The 24,196-nt window shown below is 57.3% G+C and carries 23 protein-coding genes; 3 read left to right on the forward strand and 20 right to left on the reverse strand.

Annotation, left to right across the window (positions count from 1 at the left end):
* Positions 1 to 86 precede the first annotated feature (86 nt).
* Both RQI55_RS14425 and RQI55_RS14430 read left to right on the forward strand, forming a co-directional pair.
* Positions 87 to 1,178: a TraB/GumN family protein gene (locus RQI55_RS14425; RefSeq protein ID WP_243258027.1), complete on the forward strand. Its 1,092-nt coding sequence runs from the start codon at positions 87 to 89 to the stop codon at positions 1,176 to 1,178.
* A 152-nt stretch (positions 1,179 to 1,330) separates the two neighbouring features.
* Complete coding sequence (locus tag RQI55_RS14430) at positions 1,331 to 3,325, forward strand: BCCT family transporter (RefSeq protein ID WP_243258028.1); 1,995 nt, start codon at positions 1,331 to 1,333, stop codon at positions 3,323 to 3,325.
* Between the two features lie 75 nt (positions 3,326 to 3,400).
* Here RQI55_RS14430 and lpdA read toward each other — a convergent pair whose 3' ends face one another.
* From lpdA to sdhC, 15 genes are all read right to left on the reverse strand, one after another.
* Positions 3,401 to 4,807: a dihydrolipoyl dehydrogenase gene (gene lpdA, locus RQI55_RS14435; RefSeq protein WP_243258029.1), complete on the reverse strand. Its 1,407-nt coding sequence runs from the start codon at positions 4,805 to 4,807 to the stop codon at positions 3,401 to 3,403.
* A 24-nt stretch (positions 4,808 to 4,831) separates the two neighbouring features.
* A complete protein-coding gene (locus tag RQI55_RS14440; RefSeq protein ID WP_243258030.1) occupies positions 4,832 to 5,584 on the reverse strand; it encodes an SDR family oxidoreductase in 753 nt (250 codons plus the stop codon).
* A gap of 25 nt (positions 5,585 to 5,609) precedes the next feature.
* Positions 5,610 to 6,254 (reverse strand): LysE family translocator, encoded by a 645-nt coding sequence (locus RQI55_RS14445; protein WP_192065373.1) that lies wholly within the window; start codon positions 6,252 to 6,254, stop codon positions 5,610 to 5,612.
* Between the two features lie 10 nt (positions 6,255 to 6,264).
* Positions 6,265 to 6,678: an MAPEG family protein gene (locus tag RQI55_RS14450; RefSeq protein ID WP_243258031.1), complete on the reverse strand. Its 414-nt coding sequence runs from the start codon at positions 6,676 to 6,678 to the stop codon at positions 6,265 to 6,267.
* A gap of 69 nt (positions 6,679 to 6,747) precedes the next feature.
* Positions 6,748 to 7,983, reverse strand: a complete 1,236-nt coding sequence (gene odhB / locus RQI55_RS14455; RefSeq protein WP_042620061.1) for a 2-oxoglutarate dehydrogenase complex dihydrolipoyllysine-residue succinyltransferase — start codon at positions 7,981 to 7,983, stop codon at positions 6,748 to 6,750.
* Between the two features lie 55 nt (positions 7,984 to 8,038).
* Complete coding sequence (locus RQI55_RS14460) at positions 8,039 to 11,035, reverse strand: 2-oxoglutarate dehydrogenase E1 component (protein WP_042620060.1); 2,997 nt, start codon at positions 11,033 to 11,035, stop codon at positions 8,039 to 8,041.
* Positions 11,036 to 11,191: 156 nt separating this feature from the next.
* Entirely contained in the window at positions 11,192 to 12,094 is a 903-nt protein-coding gene (gene sucD, locus RQI55_RS14465; RefSeq protein ID WP_243258032.1) for a succinate--CoA ligase subunit alpha, read from the reverse strand.
* Between the two features lie 17 nt (positions 12,095 to 12,111).
* Positions 12,112 to 13,305 carry an ADP-forming succinate--CoA ligase subunit beta gene (sucC, locus tag RQI55_RS14470; RefSeq protein ID WP_243258033.1) on the reverse strand — a complete coding sequence of 398 codons (1,194 nt, stop codon included), beginning with the start codon at positions 13,303 to 13,305 and terminating at the stop codon, positions 12,112 to 12,114.
* Between the two features lie 131 nt (positions 13,306 to 13,436).
* Positions 13,437 to 14,399 (reverse strand): malate dehydrogenase, encoded by a 963-nt coding sequence (gene mdh, locus RQI55_RS14475; RefSeq protein WP_243258034.1) that lies wholly within the window; start codon positions 14,397 to 14,399, stop codon positions 13,437 to 13,439.
* Between the two features lie 164 nt (positions 14,400 to 14,563).
* A complete protein-coding gene (zapE, locus tag RQI55_RS14480; RefSeq protein ID WP_243258035.1) occupies positions 14,564 to 15,742 on the reverse strand; it encodes a cell division protein ZapE in 1,179 nt (392 codons plus the stop codon).
* 45 nt (positions 15,743 to 15,787) lie between these two features.
* A complete protein-coding gene (locus RQI55_RS14485) occupies positions 15,788 to 16,321 on the reverse strand; it encodes a protease inhibitor Inh/omp19 family protein (protein ID WP_243258036.1) in 534 nt (177 codons plus the stop codon).
* A gap of 205 nt (positions 16,322 to 16,526) precedes the next feature.
* Positions 16,527 to 17,306 carry a succinate dehydrogenase iron-sulfur subunit gene (locus tag RQI55_RS14490; protein ID WP_042620053.1) on the reverse strand — a complete coding sequence of 260 codons (780 nt, stop codon included), beginning with the start codon at positions 17,304 to 17,306 and terminating at the stop codon, positions 16,527 to 16,529.
* A 16-nt stretch (positions 17,307 to 17,322) separates the two neighbouring features.
* Positions 17,323 to 19,167 carry a succinate dehydrogenase flavoprotein subunit gene (gene sdhA / locus RQI55_RS14495; RefSeq protein WP_243258037.1) on the reverse strand — a complete coding sequence of 615 codons (1,845 nt, stop codon included), beginning with the start codon at positions 19,165 to 19,167 and terminating at the stop codon, positions 17,323 to 17,325.
* A gap of 5 nt (positions 19,168 to 19,172) precedes the next feature.
* On the reverse strand, positions 19,173 to 19,553 hold the full coding sequence (gene sdhD, locus RQI55_RS14500; RefSeq protein ID WP_192065361.1) for a succinate dehydrogenase, hydrophobic membrane anchor protein: 381 nt from the start codon (positions 19,551 to 19,553) through the stop codon (positions 19,173 to 19,175).
* Between the two features lie 12 nt (positions 19,554 to 19,565).
* Positions 19,566 to 19,958 (reverse strand): succinate dehydrogenase, cytochrome b556 subunit, encoded by a 393-nt coding sequence (gene sdhC / locus RQI55_RS14505; RefSeq protein ID WP_243258038.1) that lies wholly within the window; start codon positions 19,956 to 19,958, stop codon positions 19,566 to 19,568.
* A 65-nt stretch (positions 19,959 to 20,023) separates the two neighbouring features.
* Here sdhC and RQI55_RS14510 point away from each other — a divergent pair, with 65 nt between their 5' ends.
* The gene (locus RQI55_RS14510; RefSeq protein WP_243258039.1) at positions 20,024 to 20,623 is read left to right on the forward strand and encodes a hypothetical protein; all 600 of its coding nucleotides are present in this window, start codon (positions 20,024 to 20,026) and stop codon (positions 20,621 to 20,623) included.
* Here RQI55_RS14510 and RQI55_RS14515 read toward each other — a convergent pair whose 3' ends face one another.
* The 5 genes from RQI55_RS14515 to tsaD are packed head-to-tail and all read right to left on the reverse strand — an operon-like array spanning position 20,624 to position 24,139.
* Positions 20,624 to 21,286: a methyltransferase gene (locus tag RQI55_RS14515; protein WP_243258040.1), complete on the reverse strand. Its 663-nt coding sequence runs from the start codon at positions 21,284 to 21,286 to the stop codon at positions 20,624 to 20,626.
* A 5-nt stretch (positions 21,287 to 21,291) separates the two neighbouring features.
* A complete protein-coding gene (locus tag RQI55_RS14520) occupies positions 21,292 to 21,735 on the reverse strand; it encodes an EVE domain-containing protein (RefSeq protein ID WP_243258041.1) in 444 nt (147 codons plus the stop codon).
* A 5-nt stretch (positions 21,736 to 21,740) separates the two neighbouring features.
* Positions 21,741 to 22,034: a YciI-like protein gene (locus tag RQI55_RS14525; protein WP_183896282.1), complete on the reverse strand. Its 294-nt coding sequence runs from the start codon at positions 22,032 to 22,034 to the stop codon at positions 21,741 to 21,743.
* Positions 22,035 to 22,055: 21 nt separating this feature from the next.
* Positions 22,056 to 23,045, reverse strand: coding sequence for an NAD(P)H-dependent glycerol-3-phosphate dehydrogenase (locus RQI55_RS14530; protein WP_243258042.1), 990 nt, complete (start codon positions 23,043 to 23,045; stop codon positions 22,056 to 22,058).
* Positions 23,042 to 24,139 carry a tRNA (adenosine(37)-N6)-threonylcarbamoyltransferase complex transferase subunit TsaD gene (gene tsaD / locus RQI55_RS14535; RefSeq protein ID WP_243258043.1) on the reverse strand — a complete coding sequence of 366 codons (1,098 nt, stop codon included), beginning with the start codon at positions 24,137 to 24,139 and terminating at the stop codon, positions 23,042 to 23,044. Before tsaD ends, RQI55_RS14530 begins: the two co-directional genes overlap by 4 nt.
* Between the last annotated feature and the right edge of the window lie 57 nt (positions 24,140 to 24,196).

Consider the following 24,196-nt stretch of genomic DNA (forward strand, 5'->3'; position numbering starts at 1 on the left):
CCGGTAACCCATTGTTAACCAAGCACGTTAACCGTCCATGCAAATACCCCCTCTTATAAGCGACGGCAGCAAATGTGGGTGATTCGATGATTGTTCTTTCCAGACCGCAAAACATGACATCGCTGCTGATGGGCCGCATTGGAGATGCGCTGCTGTGGCTGTTTGCATCCGTGCACGTGGTTGCCATCGCAGTCCTCGTCCTGACGCTGCTGTCGCTGACGGAGGCGAACGCTTCCGAGCCAGCCATCACCTGCGCCGGAAGTGATATTCTTGGCGACATGCGGACCAAAAATCCCGCGGCATATGACGCGATTGTTGCCGAGGCCAACTCGGTGCCAAACGGCAAAGGCACATTCTGGAAAATAGAAAAGCCGGGCGTGGAGCCATCCTGGCTGTTCGGCACCATGCATATTTCCGATCCTCGCGTGCTGGCCATGCCACAGGGCGCTCAGGCCGCCTTCGACAAGGCTGCAACCGTCATTGTCGAATCCGATGAGATCACCGACGAAAAGCAGGCATCTGCCAAGCTTCTTGCCAAGCCCGAATTGATGATGTTTCTCGATGGCAAATCCATCACAGACCTGCTGCCGAAGGATGATGTTGCAAAGCTCGAAGCAGGCCTCAAAGAGCGCGGCATTCCGCTGAACGCGGTGATGAAAATGAAGCCGTGGATATTGTCGAGCTTCGTTGCGCTTCCAGCCTGCGAATTCGCCCGCAAGGCACGCGGCGCAAGCTTTCTCGATATGAAGCTTGCCAATGATGCGCTTGCCGATGGCAAAGAACTGGTAGGACTTGAGACCATTCTGGAGCAGATTGAGGCCTTGTCCGATCTGCCCATGGCCTTTCACGTTCAATCGCTGATCGACATGCTTGAACTGGGTGATCGCATGGAAGACGTCATGGCGACGATGATCGACCTCTACCTCAAAGGTGAGATAGCAATGATCATGCCGATGATGAAGAGCATCGATGACAATGTTGCTAAGCGCCAGAATGAGTATGATGCGTTTGAGCAGCGGGTCATCAATGACCGGAACCACGTGATGGCGGATAGGGCCACACCGCATCTGGAAAAAGGCAATGTCTTCATGGCTGTGGGCGCGCTGCACTTGCCTGGTAAGGTCGGTGTCGTGGAGCTTCTGCGTGAAAAAGGCTTTATGCTGACTGCCGTTCAGTAAGGTCTGACATTTCCGTAACCCACTGTAAAATTAGAATATTCTAATTTTTCAAATTCGCGCCGCATGCAACTTTCTCGCGCGCAATTCATTCCCCCTGCTAACGGCGCGCTTTGCGTTGCTGAACGCTTGTTTTTTTGTGAGGGGAAGAACGAATGGCAGAAGAGGAACCGTCAGCCCAAAAGCGCGTAGGCTTGACAGAGGGCGTCAACAAACCGGTTTTCATTTGGTCGGTCGCACTGACGCTGGCCTTCGTCATTGCCGGAGTTGTTGCGCCGGAAGGCTCAGCCGCCGTGTTCAGCGGTGCGCAGTCATGGATTGTCACTGAACTCGGCTGGGTCTACCTGCTATCGGTCGCCGTCTTTCTCATCTTCATGCTGTATCTGGGCTTTTCCAGCCACGGAAAGATCAAGCTCGGCCCCAACCATTCCGAACCCGATTACAGCTATGGCGCTTGGTTTTCCATGCTGTTCGCCGCAGGCATGGGCATCGGCCTCGTGTTCTTCGGGGTAGCAGAGCCGGTCAAACACTTCACTGCACCGCCGGTCGGCGATGCTGCAACGGTTGAAGCCGCCCGCACCGCCATGGAAATCAGCTATTTCCACTGGGGACTGCACGCATGGGCCGTCTATGCCGTTATCGGCCTGTCGCTTGCCTATTTCTCGTTTCGCCATGGCCTGCCGCTCACCATGCGCTCGGCGCTCTACCCGCTGATCGGAGACCGGATCTACGGCCCGATCGGCAATGCGGTGGATATCTTCGCCGTTATCGGCACACTCTTAGGCGTCGCGACATCGCTCGGGCTCGGCGTGCTCCAGGTCAATGCGGGCTTCAACCACATCCTCGGTTGGCCGATCAGTTTCTGGATCCAGTTGCCGCTCATTGTCGTGATTACCGGCATGGCGACACTGTCTGTTGCCACAGGTCTTGATAAGGGCATCAAGTTTCTGTCCAACCTGAACATGATGATGGCTGTGGCCCTCATGCTGTTCGTCTTCGTCATGGGACCGACGACCTTCCTTCTGCGCGCTTTCGTCCAGAACCTTGGCGCCTATCTCGACCAGTTCGTTCTGCGCACCTTCTATATGTATGCATATGCACCCAATACGGGTCCGAGCGAATGGCTGGGTGACTGGACCTTGTTCTATTGGGGCTGGTGGATTGCCTGGTCGCCTTTTGTCGGCATGTTCATTGCTCGCATTTCACGGGGACGCACTATCAGGGAATTCATCTCCGGTGTCTTGCTCGTTCCAGCAGGCTTCAGCTTCGCCTGGATGACGGTGTTCGGCGATACGGCAATTTCCATGCACTTGACCGGAGCAACCACTGCAGTATCCGACGCTGTCGGACAGGACGTGACACTCGCGCTCTTCGTCTTCCTCGAACAATTCCCGTTCGGCGTCTACGTTTCATGGTTTGCCATGGTGCTGATCGTGTTCTTCTTCGTCACCGGTGCTGATTCGTCTGCACTCGTTATCGATACGCTGACATCGGGTGGGCGCGAGGATGGCCCAACAGCACGCCGCGTATTTTGGGCCATCGTCTCAGGTGTCATTGGCGCGATCCTGTTGTCGACCGGCGGCCTCGATGCTCTTCAAACAGCTTCGATTGCCGGTGCTCTGCCTTTCACCTTTGTCATGCTGTTGATGTGCTGGGGTCTGTGGAAGGGGCTGCAACGTGAAGGTCTGCGCCAGAACGCACTGGTCCAGAGCCTGCGTCCTCGCCAGTCTGCCAACTGGCAGAGGCAGTTGCAGGGCATTCTCCACCACCCGGGCAAGGCTGAGACCGAAACCTTCCTGACCAATACCGTCACACCGGCGCTGGAAGCTGTGGCGCTTGAGCTTGAGAAGCGTTCGCTGGTTTCAACCGTGGACAAGGGAGAGGACCGGCTAAGACTGACCGTCATGCCAGGTGAGACGGAGGAGTTCATCTATGGCATTCGCCTGCGCCGGTATGCGACACCGGGTTATAGTTTCTTCGAAAGCCAATCCAGCCGCAAAAAGGCTGAGCATTATTACCGGGCGGAAGTTTTCCTTTCGGATGGCGGGCAGGATTACGATGTGATGGGCTTCACAAAAGAAGAGCTCATTCAGGACGTGCTGCTGCAATATGACCGGCACTTCCAGTATCTTCACGCTATCAGAAGCTGACGCTGACGATAAAAATCGCGCATAAAAAAGGCCGCAATCCCGAGGGAGTTGCGGCCTTTTCGTTAGCATCAAAGCTTACATGTGGATTGGCTTGAAGAAGGTTGCGAGTGCTGCTTCCTTCACCGCCTCAGACATGGTCGGGTGCGCGTGGCAGGTGCGGCCCAGATCTTCCGAAGAACCGCCAAACTCCATCAGCACGGAGATTTCCTGGATCAGTTCGCCAGCACCGAAGCTGACAATATGCCCGCCCAGAACGCGATCTGTTTCCTTGTCGGCGAGGATTTTGACGAAACCATCCGTGACCTGCATGGCGCGTGCGCGACCATTGGCCGTGAACGGGAACTTGCCAACCTTGTAGGCAATGCCCGCAGCCTTCAGTTCTTCTTCCGTCTTGCCGACAGAGGCGACTTCCGGCTGGGTGTAAACGACACCGGGAATGACATCGTAATTCACGTGGCCATGCTGACCAGCGAGAATTTCTGCCAGCGCCACGCCTTCGTCTTCTGCCTTATGCGCCAGCATCGGACCCTTGACCACGTCGCCGATGGCATAAATGCCTTCGACATTGGTCTTGTAGTGGCCATCGATTTCAACGCGGCCACGGCTATCAAGAACAACGCCCGCTTCGGCCAGACCAAGGCCTTCGGTGTAAGGCTTGCGGCCCGTGGCAATCAACACGACATTGGCGTCGAGCGTTTCAGCAGCGCCGCCCTTAACCGGCTCGAACACGACCTTGGCGCCATCACCAGACTTTTCAACCGCGGTGACCTTCGCACCCATCTTGAAATCAATGCCCTGCTTGGCAAACAGACGCTGCGCCTGCTTGGACAACTCGCCATCCATGCCAGCAAGAATGTTGTCGAGATATTCAACGACGGTGACCTTTGCGCCCAGACGCGACCAGACCGAGCCGAGCTCAAGTCCGATAACACCGCCGCCAACAACGATCATCTTTTCCGGCACCTTGGTCAGCGCAATGCCGCCAGTGGAGGATACGATGACCTGCTCATCAATATCGACCTGGACGCCGGGAATGCCTGCAATGTCGGAACCGGTTGCGATCACGATGTTCTTAGTTTCGATTTCCTGCACATCGCCATTGTCGCTCGTGACCGAAACCTTACCAGCGCCGACAACCTTGCCGAGACCCTGGAATGTATCGATCTTGTTCTTCTTGAACAGGAATGCGACGCCATCGACATTGGCCTTCACCACGCCGTCCTTATGCGCCATCATCTTGTCGAGGTTGAGCGTAGGCGCAGATACCTCAACGCCGAGGCTGTCCACACCATGGGCAACATGCGCGAAGACCTCGGATGCGTGCAGCAGGGCCTTGGACGGAATGCAGCCGACGTTGAGGCAAGTGCCGCCATAGGTCGCACGCTTTTCGATTACGGCAACCTTCAGTCCGAGCTGCGCTGCCTTGACGGCGCAAACATATCCGCCGGGGCCGGTACCGATAACAACTACATCATAAGCCATTGTAATTTCCTTCGTTATTGGCGTCTATCTGCCGCCACTCACATTCAATATTGCCCCAGTGACATAAGATGCCTCTGGCGAGAGCAGGTATAAAACCGAATCTGCAATTTCACTGGCCGTTCCGGGGCGCTGCATAGGCACCAGATGGGCCAGATCTCTGGCGCGATCCGGCAAGCCGCCGGACGCGTGGATGTCGGTATCGATGATGCCGGGACGGATCGCATTGACGCGAATGCCCTCATTGGCGACTTCGCGCGCAAGGCCAATCGTGAACGTATCCACCGCGCCCTTTGAGGCAGCGTAGTCCACATATTGCCCGGGGCTGCCCAGCACCGCTGCGGCGGAGGATATGTTGACGATGGAACCGCCCTGCCCGCCATGCCGCGTGGACATGCGCTTGACGGCCTCGGATGCGCAGCGAATCTTGCCAATCACATTGATGGCGAACATGCGGTCCAATCGCTCACGGGAAAACTCATCGACACGCGCTGTCACATCGACCACACCGGCATTGTTGACCAGCCCGTCTATGCGGCCAAACTCAGTGTCAACCGCTTTGAAAATAGCAGCAATGCCGTCTTCATGGCCCGTATCGCCCTTGATGATGCGGGCAACACCGCCCTTGTCGGCAATCTCGCCGGCAACAGCTTGCGCCGCGGCTTCGTTGGACACGTAATTGATCAGAACACGCCAGCCGCGCTCAGCCGCTTTCAAAGCCACGGACGCGCCAATGCCGCGGCTGCCACCGGTGACAACGAGAACGGGTCCATCGATCATGTGTTCAATCCTCCGGGCCGCAATATCAGGCGGCTTTTTCCGTTGCCAGCTTGATGCCAAGAGCAATGAACACCACGCCGCTGGTGCGATCAATCCATTGGCTGGCGCGACCGAAAGCGGCGCGCATCCGCGGCGTCGTCATGAACATGCTGACAGCGATGAACCAGACGATGAGGCAACTGGCCATGACAAGGCCGTAACCGAATTTGATGGCGATAGGCGTGTGAGCACCGACCACCGTCGAGAAGATGGACAGAAAGAAAAACACCGGCTTCGGGTTGAGCGCATTGGCAGCAAAGCCCAGCGTGAAGGCCTTGACGGCAGATTGCTCGCTTAGGCGCGGTTCATCACCTTCATTTGTCGCGACTGTCATATCGGTCTTGCTGGCGCGCAGCGACTTGACGCCGATATAGATCAGGTAGGCAACGCCGAACCATTTCACGATGTTAAACAGGTAGACGGATTGGGAAATGATCAGTCCGAGGCCAAGGATGGTATAAGTCACATGGAACATCAACGATGTGCCGACGCCAAAGCTTGTGATGATGGCCTGGCGGCGTCCATGCACGATGGCCTGACGCATGACCATGGCAAGGTCAGCCCCTGGCGACACGATCGCAAAAGAGAAGATCGCCATCAGGGATGCGAGCTCGATCAGATATGGATGCATCAAACGTCCCCTAGAACAGCAACACGAACAGCATCAACAAAAGTCCGATCATCGAGCCGATCCAGACCAGAGACCTGATATATGGAATGCCTGCCAGATAGAGCGGGATATAGACGATGCGGCAGATGATCCATAGCCAAGCGCCGATCAGCGCCAGTCCGGCCGGATCGCCCGCCATGATCACACCAAAGGCCAATGCTATGAATGCCGGGTAGGTTTCCCGGAAGTTTGCACTGGCACGCTCAGCTCTGCCCGCCAGCTTGCCCTCGACTTTTTTACCCTCGTCCCGGGGACCGGCATTCCATTGCGAACCGAACTCCTTCGTCGCGGCCATGGCCTGCAAGACGATATGGGCAATCAGAATAAGGACGCTTATCCCGATGAGGGGCAAAAAAGGTGATGCGGCAAGAAACGTGGGCTGCATATGCAGGCTCCTGAAACAGTATCAGCGGGACTCCAGTTGAAACCCCGCTGATGGAAAAAGCAAGTTCGATCAGAGATCGAGAACCAGACGCTCTGGATCCTCAAGGCTTTCCTTGACGCGAACGAGGAATGTCACGGCTTCCTTGCCATCAACGATGCGGTGATCGTAGGAGAGCGCGAGATACATCATCGGACGGATCACGACCTGACCGCCAATGGCAACCGGACGATCCTGGATCTTGTGCATGCCCAGAATACCGGACTGTGGCGCGTTGAGGATCGGCGAGGACATCAGCGAACCATAGACACCACCATTGGTGATGGTGAAGGTGCCGCCCTGCATGTCTGCCATGCCCAGCGAACCATCGCGTGCTGCCTTGGCAAGACGACCCAGTTCCTTTTCAACGCCAGCGATGGAGCGCTGATCGGCATCGCGGATAACAGGAACCACAAGGCCCTTATCCGTGCCGACAGCCATGCCGACGTGACAATAGTTCTTGTAGATGATGTCGTTGCCATCGATTTCAGCGTTGACGGCTGGCAGTTCCTTCAGAGCGTGCGTCACAGCCTTTGTGAAGAAGCCCATGAAGCCGAGCTTGACGCCATGCTTCTTCTCGAACACGTCCTTGTAGCGATTGCGCAGTTCCATGACCGCAGTCATGTCCACTTCATTGTAAGTGGTCAGCATCGCGGCTGTGTTCTGTGCGTCCTTCAGGCGGCGCGCAATGGTCTGGCGCAGGCGCGTCATCTTCACGCGCTCTTCGCGCACAGCATCGCCCTCGGAAGAAGCCGGACGTGGCGCGGAAACAGCAGCAGGTGCTGCTGCAGGAGCGGATGTGCCCTTGGCAACAGCTGCCAGAACATCACCCTTCAGGACCTGGCCACGCTTGCCGGAACCGTCAACCTGATCGGCCGACAGATTGTTTTCAGCAAGCAGCTTTCCAGCAGCCGGTGCTGGTGGCATGGAGCTTGGTGCAGAAGAAACAGCGGCAGGTGCAGCAGCAGCCGGTGCAGCTTCTGGAGCCTTTGCCGGTGCAGCCGCAGGTGCGGATGGAGCAGCGCCGGCTGCACCTTCAGCGATTTGGCCGAGCAGCGCGTCAAGACCAACGGTCTCGCCGTTCTGTGCAACGATTTCTGTGAGAACGCCGGAAGCAGGCGCTGGGACTTCAACGGTAACCTTGTCGGTTTCCAGCTCTACCAGCGGCTCGTCAGCCTTGACGGTATCGCCAACCTTTTTGAACCAGGTGCCGACAGTCGCTTCGCTGACGGACTCGCCGAGGGTTGGTACGCGGATTTCAGTGGCCATGATCTAGTTCCGTTTCATCAAATATCGGTTGTGAAGGGTGCAGGCGGGAGAGTTTTCACTCTCCCAGCGCGTCTTCCAGGAATGCCGCGAGCTGCGCGAGGTGCTTGGACATCAGGCCCGTTGCTGGCGATGCCGCAGCCGGACGACCCGTGTAACGGACCTTCTGGTACTTGGCATCGATATGGGCGAGAACCCATTCCAGATAAGGGTCGATGAACGACCACGCACCCATGTTCTTCGGCTCTTCCTGGCACCAGACCATCTCGGCGTTGCGGAAGCGGGACAGCTCGTTGATGAGCGCCTTGGCCGGGAATGGATAGAGTTGCTCGATACGCAGCAGGTAGATGTCGTCGATGCCACGCTTCTCGCGCTCTTCCAGAAGGTCGTAATAGACCTTGCCGGTGCACAGCACGACGCGACGGATCTTGGAATCCTTCTGCAGCTTGATCGGACCGTCCTTGATTACTTCCGCATCATCCCACAGCAGGCGGTGGAACGAGGATTCGCCAGCCAGCTCCGTCAGCGAAGACGTCGCACGCTTGTGGCGCAACAGGGACTTCGGGGTCATCAGAATCAGCGGCTTGCGGAAGTCGCGCTTCACCTGACGGCGAAGGATGTGGAAGTAGTTGGACGGCGTGGTCACGTTTGCGACCTGCATATTGTCCTCGGCGCACATCTGCAACCAGCGTTCCAGACGGGCAGACGAGTGTTCCGGACCCTGACCTTCATAGCCATGCGGCAGAAGGCAGACGAGACCGGACATGCGGAGCCACTTGCGTTCACCGGACGAGATGAACTGGTCAAACACGACCTGCGCACCATTGGCGAAGTCACCGAACTGGGCCTCCCAAAGCGTCAGCGCATTCGGACGCGCCAGTGAGTAGCCGTATTCGAACCCGAGCACGGCTTCTTCAGACAGCATCGAGTTGATGACTTCGTAGCGAGCCTGCGTTGGCGCGAGGTTTGCCAGCGGAATGTAGCGCTCTTCGCTCTCCTGATCGTAGAGAACCGAGTGACGCTGCGAGAAGGTGCCGCGCTCGCAATCCTGACCGGACAAACGGATCTTGTGTCCGTCCACCACGAGCGAACCGAATGCCATGGCTTCAGCCATCGCCCAGTCAAGACCTTCACCGGTCTCGATCATGTTGGCCCGGTTTTCCATGAAGCGCTGAATGGTTTTGTGCGCCTTGAAACCTTCAGGAATGGTCGACAGCTTGCGACCGATTTCCTTCAATTGCTTCATCGGAGCGCCGGTCTTGCCACGACGCTGCTCATCTGCGTTATCAGCAGCGCGCAGACCCGACCACTGACCATCAAGCCAGTCGGCCTTGTTCGGCTTGTAGCTCTGGCCTGCTTCGAATTCCTGCTCCAGATTGGCGCGCCAATCGGCCTTCATCTTTTCGAATTCACCGTCAGTCAGCAGACCTTCGGCAATCAAGCGTTCCGCATAGAGGTTCGCGACCGTCTTGTGAGCGCGGATAACCTTGTACATCTTTGGCTGCGTGAAGGACGGCTCATCGCCCTCATTGTGGCCGAAGCGGCGGTAGCAGAACATGTCGATGACGACCGGCTTATGGAACTTCATGCGGTATTCGGTTGCAACCTTGGCCGCATAGACCACAGCTTCCGGATCATCACCATTAACGTGGAAGATCGGCGCTTCGATCATCTTTGCAACGTCTGACGGATAGGGCGAAGACCGCGAGAAGCCGGGGTTCGTCGTAAAGCCAATCTGGTTGTTGATGATGAAGTGCATGGTGCCAGCAACGCGGTGACCGCGCAGGCCGGACAGACCGAGAATTTCGGCAACCACACCCTGACCAGCAAAGGCAGCATCGCCATGCAGCAGCAATGGCAGAACCTTGGCGCGCTCGGACAGCGGAATGGTATCGCCATCCCACACCTTGGCAAGCTGGTCCTGCTTGGCGCGGGCCTTGCCCATGACAACAGGGTTGACGATTTCAAGGTGCGACGGGTTGGCCGTCAGCGACAGGTGAACCTTGTTGCCATCGAATTCGCGGTCGGACGATGCACCAAGGTGGTACTTCACGTCGCCGGAACCTTCAACGTCGTCAGGCTTGAACGAACCACCCTTGAATTCGTGGAACACCGCGCGGTGCGGCTTGCCCATGACGTTGGTGAGAACGTTGAGGCGGCCACGGTGCGCCATGCCCAGTACGACTTCTTCGAGACCATCCTGACCACCACGCTTGATGATCTGTTCCAGAGCCGGGATGAGTGATTCGCCACCATCGAGACCGAAACGCTTGGTGCCCTTGAAGCGAACATCGAGGAACTGCTCGTAGCCTTCGGCTTCAACCAGCTTGGACAGGATCGCTTTCTTGCCTTCGGCGGTGAAAGCAACACCCTTGTCCGGGCCTTCGATGCGTTCCTGAATCCAGCCCTTTTCTTCCGGGCTCGAAATATGCATGAATTCGACACCGAGCGTCGAGCAGTAGGTACGCTCAAGAATCTCGATCATCTCACGAACGGTCGCGTATTCGAGACCTAGAACGTTATCGATGAAAATCTTGCGGTCGTAATCGCTTTCTTCGAAGCCGTAGGACTTCGGAGACAATTCGTTATAATCTTCAACGGCGCTGGCAATGCCAAGCGGGTCGAGCTTGGCGTGCAAATGGCCGCGCATGCGGTAAGCACGGATCATCATGATGGCGCGCACGCTATCGCGTGTCGCTGTCAGAACTTCGGCTTCGCTCACGCCCTTGCCGGTTTCAGCGCTCTTGGCTTCCGCCTTGGCCTGAACCTTCTTCTCGATAACCTTTTCAACGGTGGCCCAGTTGCCATCCAGCGCCGAAATCAGCTCGCCATTGGCGGCGATCGGCCAGTTGGAGCGCTGCCAGGATGCACCCTGTGCGGCTCTCTTCACATCTTCAGGATTGTCGGAAAGCCCTTTGAAGAAGCTCTGCCACTCTGGAGAAACGGAGGAAGGATCTTCCTCGTACCGGGCGTAGAGCTGCTCGATATAGGCTGCATTCGCGCCGTCTAGAAACGACGTGATCTGAAACTGCTCGTTGGCGTCTTGCCTTGCCATGGTGTTTTCGCGGACGTATTCGCCCGCCTCCTCAATCCCGTTGATGACCGTTTCGGCCTGCCGCTTTATTTCTCTGACGCTTTCGCGCCAGTCTTTCCTGCGGCAGCGGGCAGGCTGTCGTTAACGACCCCTGCCCGCTGCCAAATTCGTGATATCTCAGCCCTTGAGGACTTCGACCAGTGTCTTGCCAAGGCGTGCTGGGGATGGCGAAACCTTGATCCCAGCTGCTTCCATCGCAGCGATCTTGGATTCCGCGTCACCCTTGCCGCCGGAAACGACAGCACCGGCGTGGCCCATGGTGCGGCCCTTTGGTGCGGTACGACCAGCGATGAAGCCTGCCATTGGCTTCTTACGGCCCTTCTTGGCTTCGTCGATCAGGAACTGCGCTGCTTCTTCTTCCGCAGCACCACCGATTTCGCCGATCATGATGATCGACTGTGTTGCTTCGTCAGCGAGGAACATTTCCAGGATGTCGATGAACTCGGTACCCTTGACCGGGTCGCCGCCAATGCCAACAGCCGTTGTCTGGCCGAGGCCTTCGTTCGATGTCTGGAACACGGCTTCGTAGGTCAGTGTGCCGGAGCGCGAAACGATACCAACCGAACCCTTGCGGAAGATGGAGCCCGGCATGATGCCGATCTTGCATTCTTCGGGTGTCATGATGCCTGGGCAGTTAGGGCCGAGCAGGCGCGACTTGGAGCGGTCGAGGCGAGCCTTGACGCGGACCATATCCATGACCGGAATGCCTTCGGTGATGCAGGTGATGAACGGAATTTCCGCTTCGATGGCTTCGATGATCGCATCTGCAGCGCCTGCTGGCGGCACGTAAATCACCGATGCGTCAGCGCCGGTCTTTTCCTTGGCTTCAGCAACGGAAGCATAGATCGGCAGGCTTTCACCCTTGGAACCGGTCCATGTTTCGCCACCCTTCTTGGGGTGAATACCGCCGACCATCTGCGTGCCGTAATAAGCAAGCGCCTGTTCGGTGTGGAATGTGCCGGTCTTGCCGGTCAGACCCTGAACGAGGATCTTGGTGTCTTTGTTTACAAGAATAGACATTATTTCCAGTCCCTCAATTAGCCGTTGATCGCCGCAACGATCTTCTTGGCTGCATCGTCCAGGTCGTCAGCAGCCGTAATCGCAAGACCCGATTCGTTCAGGAGCTTCTTGCCGAGTTCGACATTGGTGCCTTCGAGACGCACGACGAGTGGAACCGTCAGGCCGACTTCCTTCACCGCAGCGATAACGCCTTCGGCAATAACGTCGCACTTCATGATGCCGCCGAAGATGTTGACGAGGATGCCCTCGACCTTCGGGTCAGCCGTGATGATCTTGAACGCAGCCGCAACCTTTTCCTTACCAGCGCCACCGCCGACGTCGCAGAAGTTTGCAGGCTCTTTGCCGTACAGCTTGATGATATCCATCGTTGCCATGGCAAGACCGGCACCATTGACCATGCAGCCGATGTTGCCATCGAGCGCCACATAGGCGAGGTCCCACTTGGAGGCTTCGATTTCCTTGGCGTCTTCTTCGGTTTCATCGCGCAGAAGCTTGACGTCATCGTGGCGGAAAAGCGCGTTGCCATCGAAAGACATCTTGGCATCGAGAACGCGCAGATGGCCGTCCTTCATGACGATCAGCGGGTTGACTTCCAGAAGCGCCATGTCCTTTTCGACGAAGGCCTTGTAGAGCGCAGGGAAGAGCGCCTTTGCGTCTTCGGCAGCAGCGCTCGAAAGCTCGAGAGCCTTCGAAATCGCAGCAACGTTCTCAGCCGTCACACCAGCTTCAGGCTCGATCGCAATCGTGTGGATCTTCTCAGGCGTGTCATGCGCAACAGCTTCGATGTCCATGCCGCCTTCCGTGGAAACCACGAATGCGACCTGGCCGACCGAGCGGTCTACCAACAGCGAGCAGTAAAGTTCGCGGTCAATATCGGCGCCGTCTTCGATGTAGAGACGGTTGACCTGCTTGCCGGCATCGCCGGTCTGAGCGGTAACCAGCGTGTTGCCCAGCATGTCCTTGGCGTGAGAAATGACTTCCTCGATGGACTTGGCAAGACGAACGCCGCCCTTTGCGTCAGGGCCGAGTTCCTTGAACTTACCCTTGCCGCGACCACCAGCGTGAATCTGGCTCTTGACGACGTAAAGTGGGCCAGGAAGCTGCTTTGCCGCAGCTTCGGCTTCCTCAACTTTGAGAATAGCAACCCCTTCGGCCACTGGCGCACCATAGCCCTTCAGAAGCGCTTTGGCCTGATACTCATGAATATTCATGGATTAATCCCTGTTTGTAGCCACTTAGAACGCTCTGCATCCTCAGATGCAGAAGGACGCTCTAAACTGTTGAATCTACGCAGCGCGCTTTAGGAAATCGATTTCGATTTCCAGGCCGATGCGTCAGGCAATTACTTCAGCGACGGAGCAATGTTGATGCAGGCTTCGCAAAGACCAGCAACCGCGCCGACGGACTTCTGGAAGGCAGCTTCCTCGCCCTTGTTGAGTTCGATTTCGATGATGCGCTCAATACCGCCTGCACCGATGATCGTTGGTACGCCGACATACATGTCGTTGACGCCGTACTGACCCGAGAGGTAGGCCGCAGCAGGCAGAACGCGCTTCTTGTCCTTGAGGTAAGATTCAGCCATTTCGATCGCGGACGCGGCAGGTGCGTAGTAGGCAGAGCCGGTCTTGAGCAGGCCGACGATTTCCGCACCGCCATCACGCGTGCGCTGAACGATTTCTTCAAGGCGCTCGGCTGTCAGCCAGCCCATCTTGACGAGGTCCGTCAACGGAATGCCGCCGACCGTGGAGTAACGCGCCAAAGGCACCATGGTATCGCCGTGACCACCGAGAACGAATGCCGTCACGTCCTGAACGGAAACGTTGAATTCTTCAGACAGGAACAGGCGGAAACGCGCGCTGTCGAGAACGCCAGCCATGCCGACGACCTTGTTCTTCGGCAGGCCGGAGAACTTCTGCAAAGCCCAAACCATTGCGTCGAGCGGGTTTGTGATGCAGATGACGAAAGCGTTTGGAGCATATTTCTTGATGCCAGCGCCGACCTGTTCCATGACCTTGAGGTTGATGCCGAGAAGATCGTCGCGGCTCATGCCTGGCTTGCGCGCCACGCCGGCAGTGACGATGCAAACATCCGCGCCTTCAATGGCAGCATAATCGGACGCGCCGGTCAGCTTGGCATTGAAACCTTCGACTGGGCCGGACTGGGCAATATCCAGACCCTTACCCTGCGGAATGCCGTCAGCGATATCGAAGAGGACGATATCGCCCAGCTCCTTCAGGCTGGCCAAGTGGGCCAGTGTGCCGCCGATCATGCCAGAACCAATAAGTGCAATCTTTTTGCGAGACATCGAATGCTTCCTCTCAAGCTTCAATTTAATTTCGCCGTCAATGCATGACAGCTCTAAATTGTCGCACTCGACTTATCGTTATTGGCCATAAATGGCAATAGATACTTTCGAGCGTAACATTTTCAATCGTTTAGATCATAAATAACTTACGTAAACGTAAGAAATTATGTTACCAAATCGTCATGTTGCTGGCGTTTCTCATTGTGCAGCGCAAGGTAATCAGCGCTGCGCATCTCAAACAGGCGCGACGCAGTCCGGTCAAATTCGAAACCCTCGGTGCCTTTGCGCTTGCCGAGCAAGTCTTCGGGCATCGCTGCGGCAGACACGATCAAACGGACCGTTTGGTCGTAGAAGGCATCAATCAGGATAATGAACCGCTTCGTCTCGTTGCGCCGGTCGGCGCTGAGCAAGGGCACATGATCGAGAAAAACCGTGTCGAAGCGATGGGCAATCGCCAGAAAGTCGGATGCCCCGAGCGGCTTTTCGCACAGATCCGAGAAGGAAAACCGCGCAACACGGCCCGCAGCCGCTGGCACGCGGACGGAGCGCCCCTTCACCTTGATCTCTGTGGGAGAGGTGACATGTCCCTCGGTCAAATGATCCCAGGCGTCATCCATGGCCTGATCGGCCTCAGGCCCCAGTGGCGTGACATAAACCGGCAGGCTCTTGATCTTCTCCATCCGATAATCGGTCGGGCTATCAAGTGTTACGACTTCAACATGCTGCTGCAACAGATCGATGAAAGGCAGAAACAGGCTGCGGTTCAGCCCATCCTTATAGAGATTGTCCGGCAACACGTTGGATGTCGTCACCAGTGTGCAGCCATTGGCAAACAACTCGGTGAACAGGCGCGCGAGAATCATCGCATCGGTAATATCGGTGACGGAAAATTCGTCAAAGCAAAGCAGTTCCGCTTCAGCCAGCAATTGCGCAGCGACGGTCGGAATGGGATCCGCCTGCTTCGTCTCGCCGTTTTTGAGTTGCTGACGATGCGCATGAACGCGGTTGTGCACATCGGCCATGAATTCGTGGAAATGGCAGCGACGTTTCTTTTCTACCGGCGCCAGATGGAAGAACATGTCCATGAGCATGGTCTTGCCACGCCCGACGCTGCCATGGACGTAAAGACCTTTCACAGACGCGGCAGGGCCCGCCTTCTTGGCGAACAGCCAGCCAAGAGCGCTTTTCTTCCTCGCGGGCTTGCGAATTTTAAGATCGGTCAGAATGCGATCAAGCCGCGTTGCCACATCCATCTGTGCCGTATCGGCTTTGAGGGTACCAGATGCGATCAATGCGTTGAGTTGCTCAACGACACTGTGATGGTAATCGGGCAATGGCTTCATCAACGCGCCTCATGCGCGGACACCAGCGGCATCCGCGTGATCAAATTATCGGCTGAGGCTGAGCGGCTGACCGCTGTTCGTCGTGCCGTCATAACGGGTATCGCCGGTCTTGTAGACGCGACCAATCGTGTCGCCTGCCCGGTTCTTGAACTGAACCATCTTGTTGGACACTTCCCATGATCCCATGGAGGACAGTTCGCCGCTGCAACCGCGCGTGCCGCCACGCGAGCCGCTTCCCAGGTTGGTCAACGTCAGGAACATGTCGCAGGTGGCACCGCCATTGGACACACGCCAGTTGCCGACCATAGCTTCCTTGGTCACATCCATTGCCGCCGCAGGCGGAGCCGATGCGACATTAACGGGTGCCGAGTTGGCAGGGGCGGTTGGGAACTGTGTCGATCCGCCTGGAGGCGGCAAGGCACCCGACTGTACCGATGGCACGGGCTGCGCCTGAAGCGGTGGCGTATAGCCGGGATTGCCGCTTCCACTGCTGCTGCTGTTGTAATCATAGGAGGTACGTTGGCAACCGGCCAGGCTCATAACGACCGCAAGACCCGTCACCACATATCTGAATTGCATCTCAAGCTCCCGATTCTCTGTCGTCCGGCAAGTACATGTCTACACAAAACGGCTGAATTATTACCAAAACATTATCCAGCACGGGCTGGTACCGCAAAAATTGCAATTTCATTCAATTTTTACGGAAAATTTCAGCTTTGTGATTGTCAAACAGGCCGCGATTGGAAATCGCGGCCTGTTGATGGGTATTCAATATGTTGCGCGGTCAGACCCGGCGCTCGACCATCATCTTCTTGATTTCGGCGATGGCCTTGGCAGGGTTCAAGCCCTTCGGGCAAGCCTGTGCGCAGTTCATGATCGTGTGGCAACGGTAGAGGCGGAACGGATCTTCAAGATTGTCCAGACGCTCGCCTGTTGCCTCGTCGCGGCTGTCAATCAACCAGCGATAGGCCTGAAGCAGAACGGCGGGGCCGAGGTAACGGTCGCCATTCCACCAGTAGCTCGGACAGGAGGCGGAGCAGCAGGCGCATAGAATGCACTCGTAAAGACCGTCCAGCTTCTGGCGGTCGTCATGGCTCTGCTTCCATTCCTTGGCAGGGGTCGGAGACACCGTCTTCAACCACGGCTCGATGGAACGGTGCTGCGCATAGAAGTTGGAAAGATCAGGAACGAGATCCTTCACAACGGGCATGTGCGGCAGCGGGTAAACCTTAACGGTGCCCGTAATGTCATCCATGCCCTTGGTGCAGGCCAGCGTATTGGTGCCGTCGATGTTCATGGCGCAGGAGCCGCAGATGCCCTCGCGACAGGAGCGACGCAGCGCCAAGGTCGGGTCGATATTGTTCTTGATGTACAAAAGCGCATCGAGAACCATCGGGCCGCAATCGTCCACATCGATGTAATAGGTATCGATGCGTGGATTCGCGTTATCGTCAGGGTTCCAGCGGTAAACGCGGTACTCGCGAACGTTCTTCGCGCCTGCCGGCTTGGGCCAGACCTTGCCTTCGGTCATCTGAGAGTTCTTGGGGAGAGTCAGTTCAACCATGTCCAATTCCTCTCAATCAGTAGACGCGTGCTTTTGGCGCGATCTTCTGAAGATCGATGCCATCGGCAATCAGTTCGGTATGCACCGGCCGGTAGTCCAGCTTCACGTCACCTTCGGCATTGACCCATGCCAGCGTGTGCTTGCGCCAGTTGACGTCGTCCCGGCCACCAAATGGACCATCAACGAAGTCTTCACGCGCATGGCTGCCACGGCTTTCCTTACGGGCTTCAGCGCCGTAAACCGTGGTGATGGCGTTTGCCATGAGGTTTTCGAGTTCGAGCGTTTCAACCAGATCGGAATTCCACACCATCGAGCGGTCGGTCACCTTGAGGTCCGGCAGTTCTTTCCAGATGGCGGAAATGCGCTTGCAACCGCTTTCCAGGGATTCCTGTGTGCGGAACACAGCAGCGTCGTCCTGCATGGCGCGCTGCATCTTGTCACGCAACACGGCGGTTGGCGTGCCACCATTGGCATTGCGCAAACGGTCGAAGCGCTCCATGATCTTGTCACAGGCAGCAACGTTGAGCGACGGAATGGCGCTTGCGCGGTCAATCACTTCAGCGGCACGGATGGCGGCAGCGCGACCGAACACGACAAGGTCGATCAGCGAGTTGGAGCCCAGACGGTTTGCACCGTGAACGGATGCGCAACCGGCTTCACCCACGGCCATGATGCCGGGAATGATGCGTTCCGGGTTTTCGCTGTCGGCGTTCAGCACCTCACCCCAATAGTTGGTCGGAATACCGCCCATATTGTAGTGAACAGTCGGCAGAACCGGGATCGGCTCGCGCGTCACGTCCACGCCTGCGAAAATCTTGGCGCTTTCGGAAATGCCGGGGAGACGCTCGTGCAGGATCGCCGGATCGAGGTGATCGAGATGAAGGAAGATGTGGTCCTTGTTCTTGCCAACGCCACGGCCTTCACGAATTTCCATGGTCATGCAACGCGAGACGACGTCACGCGAGGCGAGATCCTTGGCGGATGGCGCGTAGCGCTCCATGAAGCGCTCGCCTTCTGAGTTGACGAGATAACCGCCCTCCCCGCGCGCGCCTTCGGTAATCAGACAGCCAGCGCCGTAAATACCGGTGGGGTGGAACTGAACGAACTCCATATCCTGAAGCGGCAGGCCGGCGCGGGCAATCATGCCGCCGCCATCACCCGTGCAGGTGTGAGCCGATGTCGCAGAGAAGTAGGCGCGACCATAACCGCCCGTCGCCAGAACAACCATCTTGGCCGAAAAGCGATGGATGGTGCCGTCATCGAGGTTCCAGGCAACAACGCCTGTGCAGCGGCTGCCATCCTCGGACATGATGAGGTCGAGCGCGAAATATTCGATGAAGAATTCCGCATTGTGGCGCAGCGACTGGCCATAAAGCGTGTGCAGAATGGCGTGGCCGGTACGGTCGGCAGCAGCGCATGTGCGCTGAACTGGCGGGCCTTCGCCGTAATTCTGCATGTGGCCGCCGAATGGGCGCTGGTAAATCTTGCCTTCGGCGTTACGCGAGAACGGCACGCCGTAATGCTCAAGCTCATAGACAGCCTTTGGAGCTTCCATGGCAAGGTACTGCATGGCGTCCACGTCGCCCAGCCAGTCGGAACCCTTGACGGTATCGTAAAGGTGCCACTGCCAGCTGTCTGGCGTCATGTTGTTGAGCGATGCGGCAATGCCGCCCTGCGCCGCAACGGTGTGGGAACGGGTCGGGAAGACCTTGGTGATGCAGGCTGTCTTGAAGCCCTGCTCGGCCATGCCCAGCGTCGCGCGAAGACCGGCACCGCCAGCGCCAACGACGATGACATCATAGGAATGGTCGACGTAGGTATAGGCCTTGCCGTTCTGAGAAGGTGAACTGATCGATGCCATGACGGTTATCCTGCGAATGCGATTTTCAGAACGGCGAAGAGACAGAGGCCGGCCATGATCACCGAGAAAAAGGTGTTGAGCATCAAAAGACCCAGCTTCATCATTTCCGCGTGCACATAGTCTTCAATGATGACCTGCATGCCCAGCTTCATGTGGATAATGCCGGAGACGACGACAAGAGCCATGATCACGCCAACAAGCGGATTCGACAGGGCCGAGACAACCTCTTCGTAGGGTGCGCCGCCATACATGACGAGAAACACGACGAAGAAGATCATCAAAGGAACGTTGGCAACTGCCGTCACGCGTTGACGCCAGAAATGCTCGGTGCCTTCCTTGGCAGAGCCGAGGCCGCGAACCTTGTTGAGAGGTGTACGCATATCCATGGTAATATCTCCTCAGCGCACGATCAGGGCAATCGCCCAGATCAGCGCGGTCAGACAGATCGAGGCCACGAAGGATGCCTTGGCAAGCTTTGTGGTAAAGTGTTTTTCAAATCCATGGCCAAGGTCCCACATGAAGTGGCGAAGACCGCCCAGCATGTGATGCACAAGCGCCCAGGTATATCCAATCAGTATGATTTTTCCGATGATGGAGCTCATCGCCCACTGCACCCAGCTATAGGCATCCACGCCAGACGCCGTGGCGATCAGCCACCAGGCAACCAGAACTGTGCCGAAGTAGAGCGCCGCGCCCGTAATACGGTGCACGATTGACGCCAACATTGTCGGGATCATCCGGTAGATTTCAAGATGCGGCGACAATGGCCGATTGTTTGTCGTATTCGCCATATAATCCTCACGGCGTTCCTGCACCACGAAACTCGGGCGCCCCAAACAACGCACATGACGGAATAATGTGCATTGCACCAGTCGCGACCTTTAATAGCACCGCGCCATCACCACAAGCGCAATCGGAGGGCCGAAACGAATTTAATCGATTGTGGCTTAAAGAATCTTTGAAATTTGATGGACCCAAAAACAATTTATCAGCATTTCCAGTCGAACACGCGGATTTTTTCTTACGTTTACGTAAAATAATTTACGCTTTTCCTGGCGTCATGAAAACGAAAATCTGGAGATTGAATTTCATGTTATCAATCCGAATCGCCCCGATCATCCTAGCCGTTTTAGGCCCGATCATGGTCGCAAATCACGCCCACGCGACAGATCATGTGGAGCATGAGAGGTCTGATCATAGTAGCAGGCAAAAGCAACAATCCTATTACGGAGGAAATGGATTGCCGTCCCATATTCGAGACGTGGGAACCTATGCGGGCAGCACCCACACTATGCGCGCACGCAAAAACGGCAGCTATGTGAGCGCAGAAGGCGCCATCAACAACGCCGCGCGCACTACAGGCAATTGGACGCGCCCGGCGATCATCCGCATCAATGCGAGAACGATGGATGAGGCCTGTTCTTATGAAGCCGGTGTCTGCGTCATCCGGCCGTGATCACAGAGCGCTCGTTGGCAAAACAAATCGCCAGACGGTTGTTTTCTTCACATCGCTGTCTTCCAGCGCGCGCGTTACCGGCACCTCATAGGTCGCGCAGTTTCGCAGCTGCGTTCTTGGGAGATAGGCTCGCCCCGGGTCTCCCACCAGAACAGCCTTGCCATTCTGCGTTAGGTCTAAAAACCAGGGGGTTAGAACCTCGGCGAAGGCTCGGTCATAGAACACGTCACCCGCCAGGATCACATCTGTATCGACCTCGGTGCCGACGATATCATCGCCGCAAAATCCAATCTCGACATGGTTTTCAGCCGCATTGAGGGCGATGGCCGCTTTGGCCCATGGGTCGATGTCGACAGCGAGCACGCTCAGGGCTCCGGCTTTCGCAGCCGCGATGGCAACCAGCCCGGAGCCGCTGGCAAAATCCAACACGCGCTTTCCGGCGACCACCTCGGGACGATCGAGGATGTAACGGGCAAGCCCTTGCCCGCCAGCCCAGGCGAAGGCCCAGAATGGCGGCGGCAAACCAATCTCCTGCAACTCGTCTTCCGTCTTCAGCCAAAGTTCATGGGCTTCACTAGCCAGATGCAGCCGTATTTCAGGCACATGCGGCGGCGTCATGATGCTCGTATTGCTGCGGATAAAGACCTTCGGGTCGGTTTTCAATCCATTCAGTCCGGCGAACGGGGAGGCTTATCGAGATTACCCATCCGGCAGACCTCGAGATACTCCTCTTCCGTCACCGGCTGCACCGAGAGGCGCATGGAGGTTACCAGCGCCATATTCTCAAGATTGGGGTTGGCCTTCACATCCTTCAGCGAGACAGATTGTGGCATATCGCAAACGGCTTTGATGTGCACGCAGTCCCAGCGCGCGTCGCCTTCAGCCGTCGTATCTGGCTGCGATAATTCGCACACCTCGACAATGCCGACAACGTCCAAGCCTTCATTGGAATGATAGAAGAAACCCTTGTCGCCAATCTTCATGGCACGCATGTTGTTGCGCGCCTGGTAGTTGCGAACGCCGGTCCATTCCTCGCCCGCCTCACCCTTCGCCTTCTGCTGTTCCCAGGACCACTTGAAGGGTTCGGATTTGAAAAGCCAGTAATTCGCCATGCTGCTCACGCTCCAGGATTGTTGAAGACCCAATTATAGGGCTTCACATCAACGCTCTCGAAAAGGCCGGCCTTGGCGTAAGGGTCGGCATCGGCCAGCGCTTTGGCCGCGTCGATGTCGGCTGCCTCAACGATCACAAGGCTGCCATTGGGCTTGCCGTCGGCGTCCAGGAACGGACCGGCCATCTTCAAGGTACCCTCGGCGTTGAGCTTGTTCAGATGCTCTAGGTGAACAGGGCGAGTTTCCATGCGCACATGCAGGTGATCAGGCTTGTCTTTGCAGATGAAGGCAAACAGCATTTTCGTTTCCTCTCTAAGGGCCTATTCCGTGGTGATAGGCCGTGACATCAATTGTTGAATGGCGGTTTTGATATCGAGCTTGCCGTCGATAATGGCTGCGACCGCATCCGTTATAGGCATATCGACACAAAGGCTGTCGGCAAGGCGTGAGGCGACGGATGCCGCATAGGCACCCTCAACCAGCCCGCCATGGAAAGAGGCCGGGTCTTGCCCCTGCCCCAGCAAGATACCGAAACGCAGGTTGCGTGATTGATGGCTGGTTGCAGTCAAGACCAGATCACCAAGACCGGAGAGGCCGCGAACCGTATCCGCCTCGCCGCCCATGGCAACACACAGCCGTGACATTTCGGCGAGACCCCGAGAAATTAGCGCAGCCCGCGCCGAATCGCCGAGCCCTGCGCCTTCGACGATGCCCCCGGCAATGGCGAGAACATTCTTCAAGGCACCGCCCAGCTGGACGCCGGTTCGGTCCGTCGACGCATAGAGCCGGAAGGTGCGCCCGGAGACCATCTGCGCCAGCCGCTCGGCCACGCCTGCCTCGGCAGCAGCAACGGCCATGGCGGTTGGCAATCCCTTGGCAATATCGGCTGCAAAACCCGGACCGGAGAGAACAGCAACCGAATGATGCGGCAGTTCGCGCTCCAGCACATCGGTCAGCAGATGGCCAGATGATCGGTCGATACCCTTGGCGCAGGTGACGACGACGGCATCCTTAGCCAGATAAGGACCATAGTGACGCGCCGCATCGGCCTGCGCTTGGGATGGCATGGCGAAGAGCACGATGTCGGCATCCCGCAGCACATCCGGCTCAGCAGAATATTGCAGGGCATCCGGCAGGGAAATGCCGGGAAGGGCCGCCTCATGCACACCATCGACAGCAAGATCCGCCATCAATCCGGCGTCGCGGCCCAGCAGCGTGACATCGTGGCGGTCTTCCAGCGCAACAACCACGGCAATGGCTGTGCCGAAAGCGCCGGAACCGATGACGACGATCTTTGCCCGCTCTGTCATGCCTTTGCCCCCCGCCTGCCAAATCCGACAAGCGTTTGCGCCTGCGCATCCAGCGGCCAGCGTGAGCGCGGTTGCACATCGAAACTGTCTGGCTCCATGCCAAGCGCCATGCGCTCAAGCCCCGCCCAGGCAATCATGGCCGCATTGTCAGTGCAAAGCTGCAGGGGTGGCGCGATGAAGCGGAACCGGTGATGGTCGCAAAGCTCCTGCAAGGTGCGGCGTATTTCCTGGTTGGCGGCGACGCCACCCGCGACCACCAGTGCCGGACCGCCTTCAACCTCTGGAAATTCCTCCAGAAAGCGTTGCAGGCCGCGACCGATCCTGTCCTTCAATGTGCGCGACACCGCCTTTTGGAAGGACGCGCAGATATCGGCAATATCCTGATCGGACAGCGGTGCAATGGCCGTCGCCGCCTGGCGAACAGCCGTCTTCAGGCCGGAAAAGGAAAAATCGAGCCGCGCTTCACCCACCATCGGGCGTGGAAGCGCAAAACGGTTCGCATTGCCACCGGCCGCCATTTTTTCGACCGCAGGGCCGCCGGGGTAAGGCAGGCCCAACAGCTTGGCGGTCTTGTCAAAGGCTTCGCCGAGCGCGTCATCTATCGTCGTGCCCCACCGTTCATATTGGCCGACACCACGCACCAGAATGAGCTGCGTATGCCCACCTGATACAAGCAGCATGAGATAGGGAAAGGACAGGCCATCCGTCAGCCGCGCCGTCAGCGCATGGCCTTCCAGATGGTTGATGGCGTAAAGCGGCTTGCCCGCAGCCATGGCTATGGCCTTGCCGGTCATCAGCCCGACGATCAGCCCACCGATGAGGCCTGGGCCGGAGGTGGCGGCAATGGCATCGACATCGGCAAGGGTCACGCCCGCCTCTGCCAGCGCTTCCTCAACCAGCGTATCGAGCGCCTCCACATGGGCCCGCGCCGCAATTTCCGGTACCACGCCACCATAGGCGCTGTGTTCTTCCAGCTGCGACAAAACGACGTCAGAGATGATCTCACCCCGGCCGTCAGCGTGCCGAACCACAATAGATGCAGCGGTTTCGTCACAACTGGTCTCAATGCCAAGGATTCGAAGAAAGGGGGTCATCGGTCGGTTCGTTGATTGCGGTGTTTCAGAAACTTGGGTACGAACACCTCCGGTAAC

It is taken from the genome of Rhizobium sp. WCS2018Hpa-16 (assembly GCF_031843705.1).
GTDB lineage: Bacteria > Pseudomonadota > Alphaproteobacteria > Rhizobiales > Rhizobiaceae > Agrobacterium > Agrobacterium tumefaciens_C.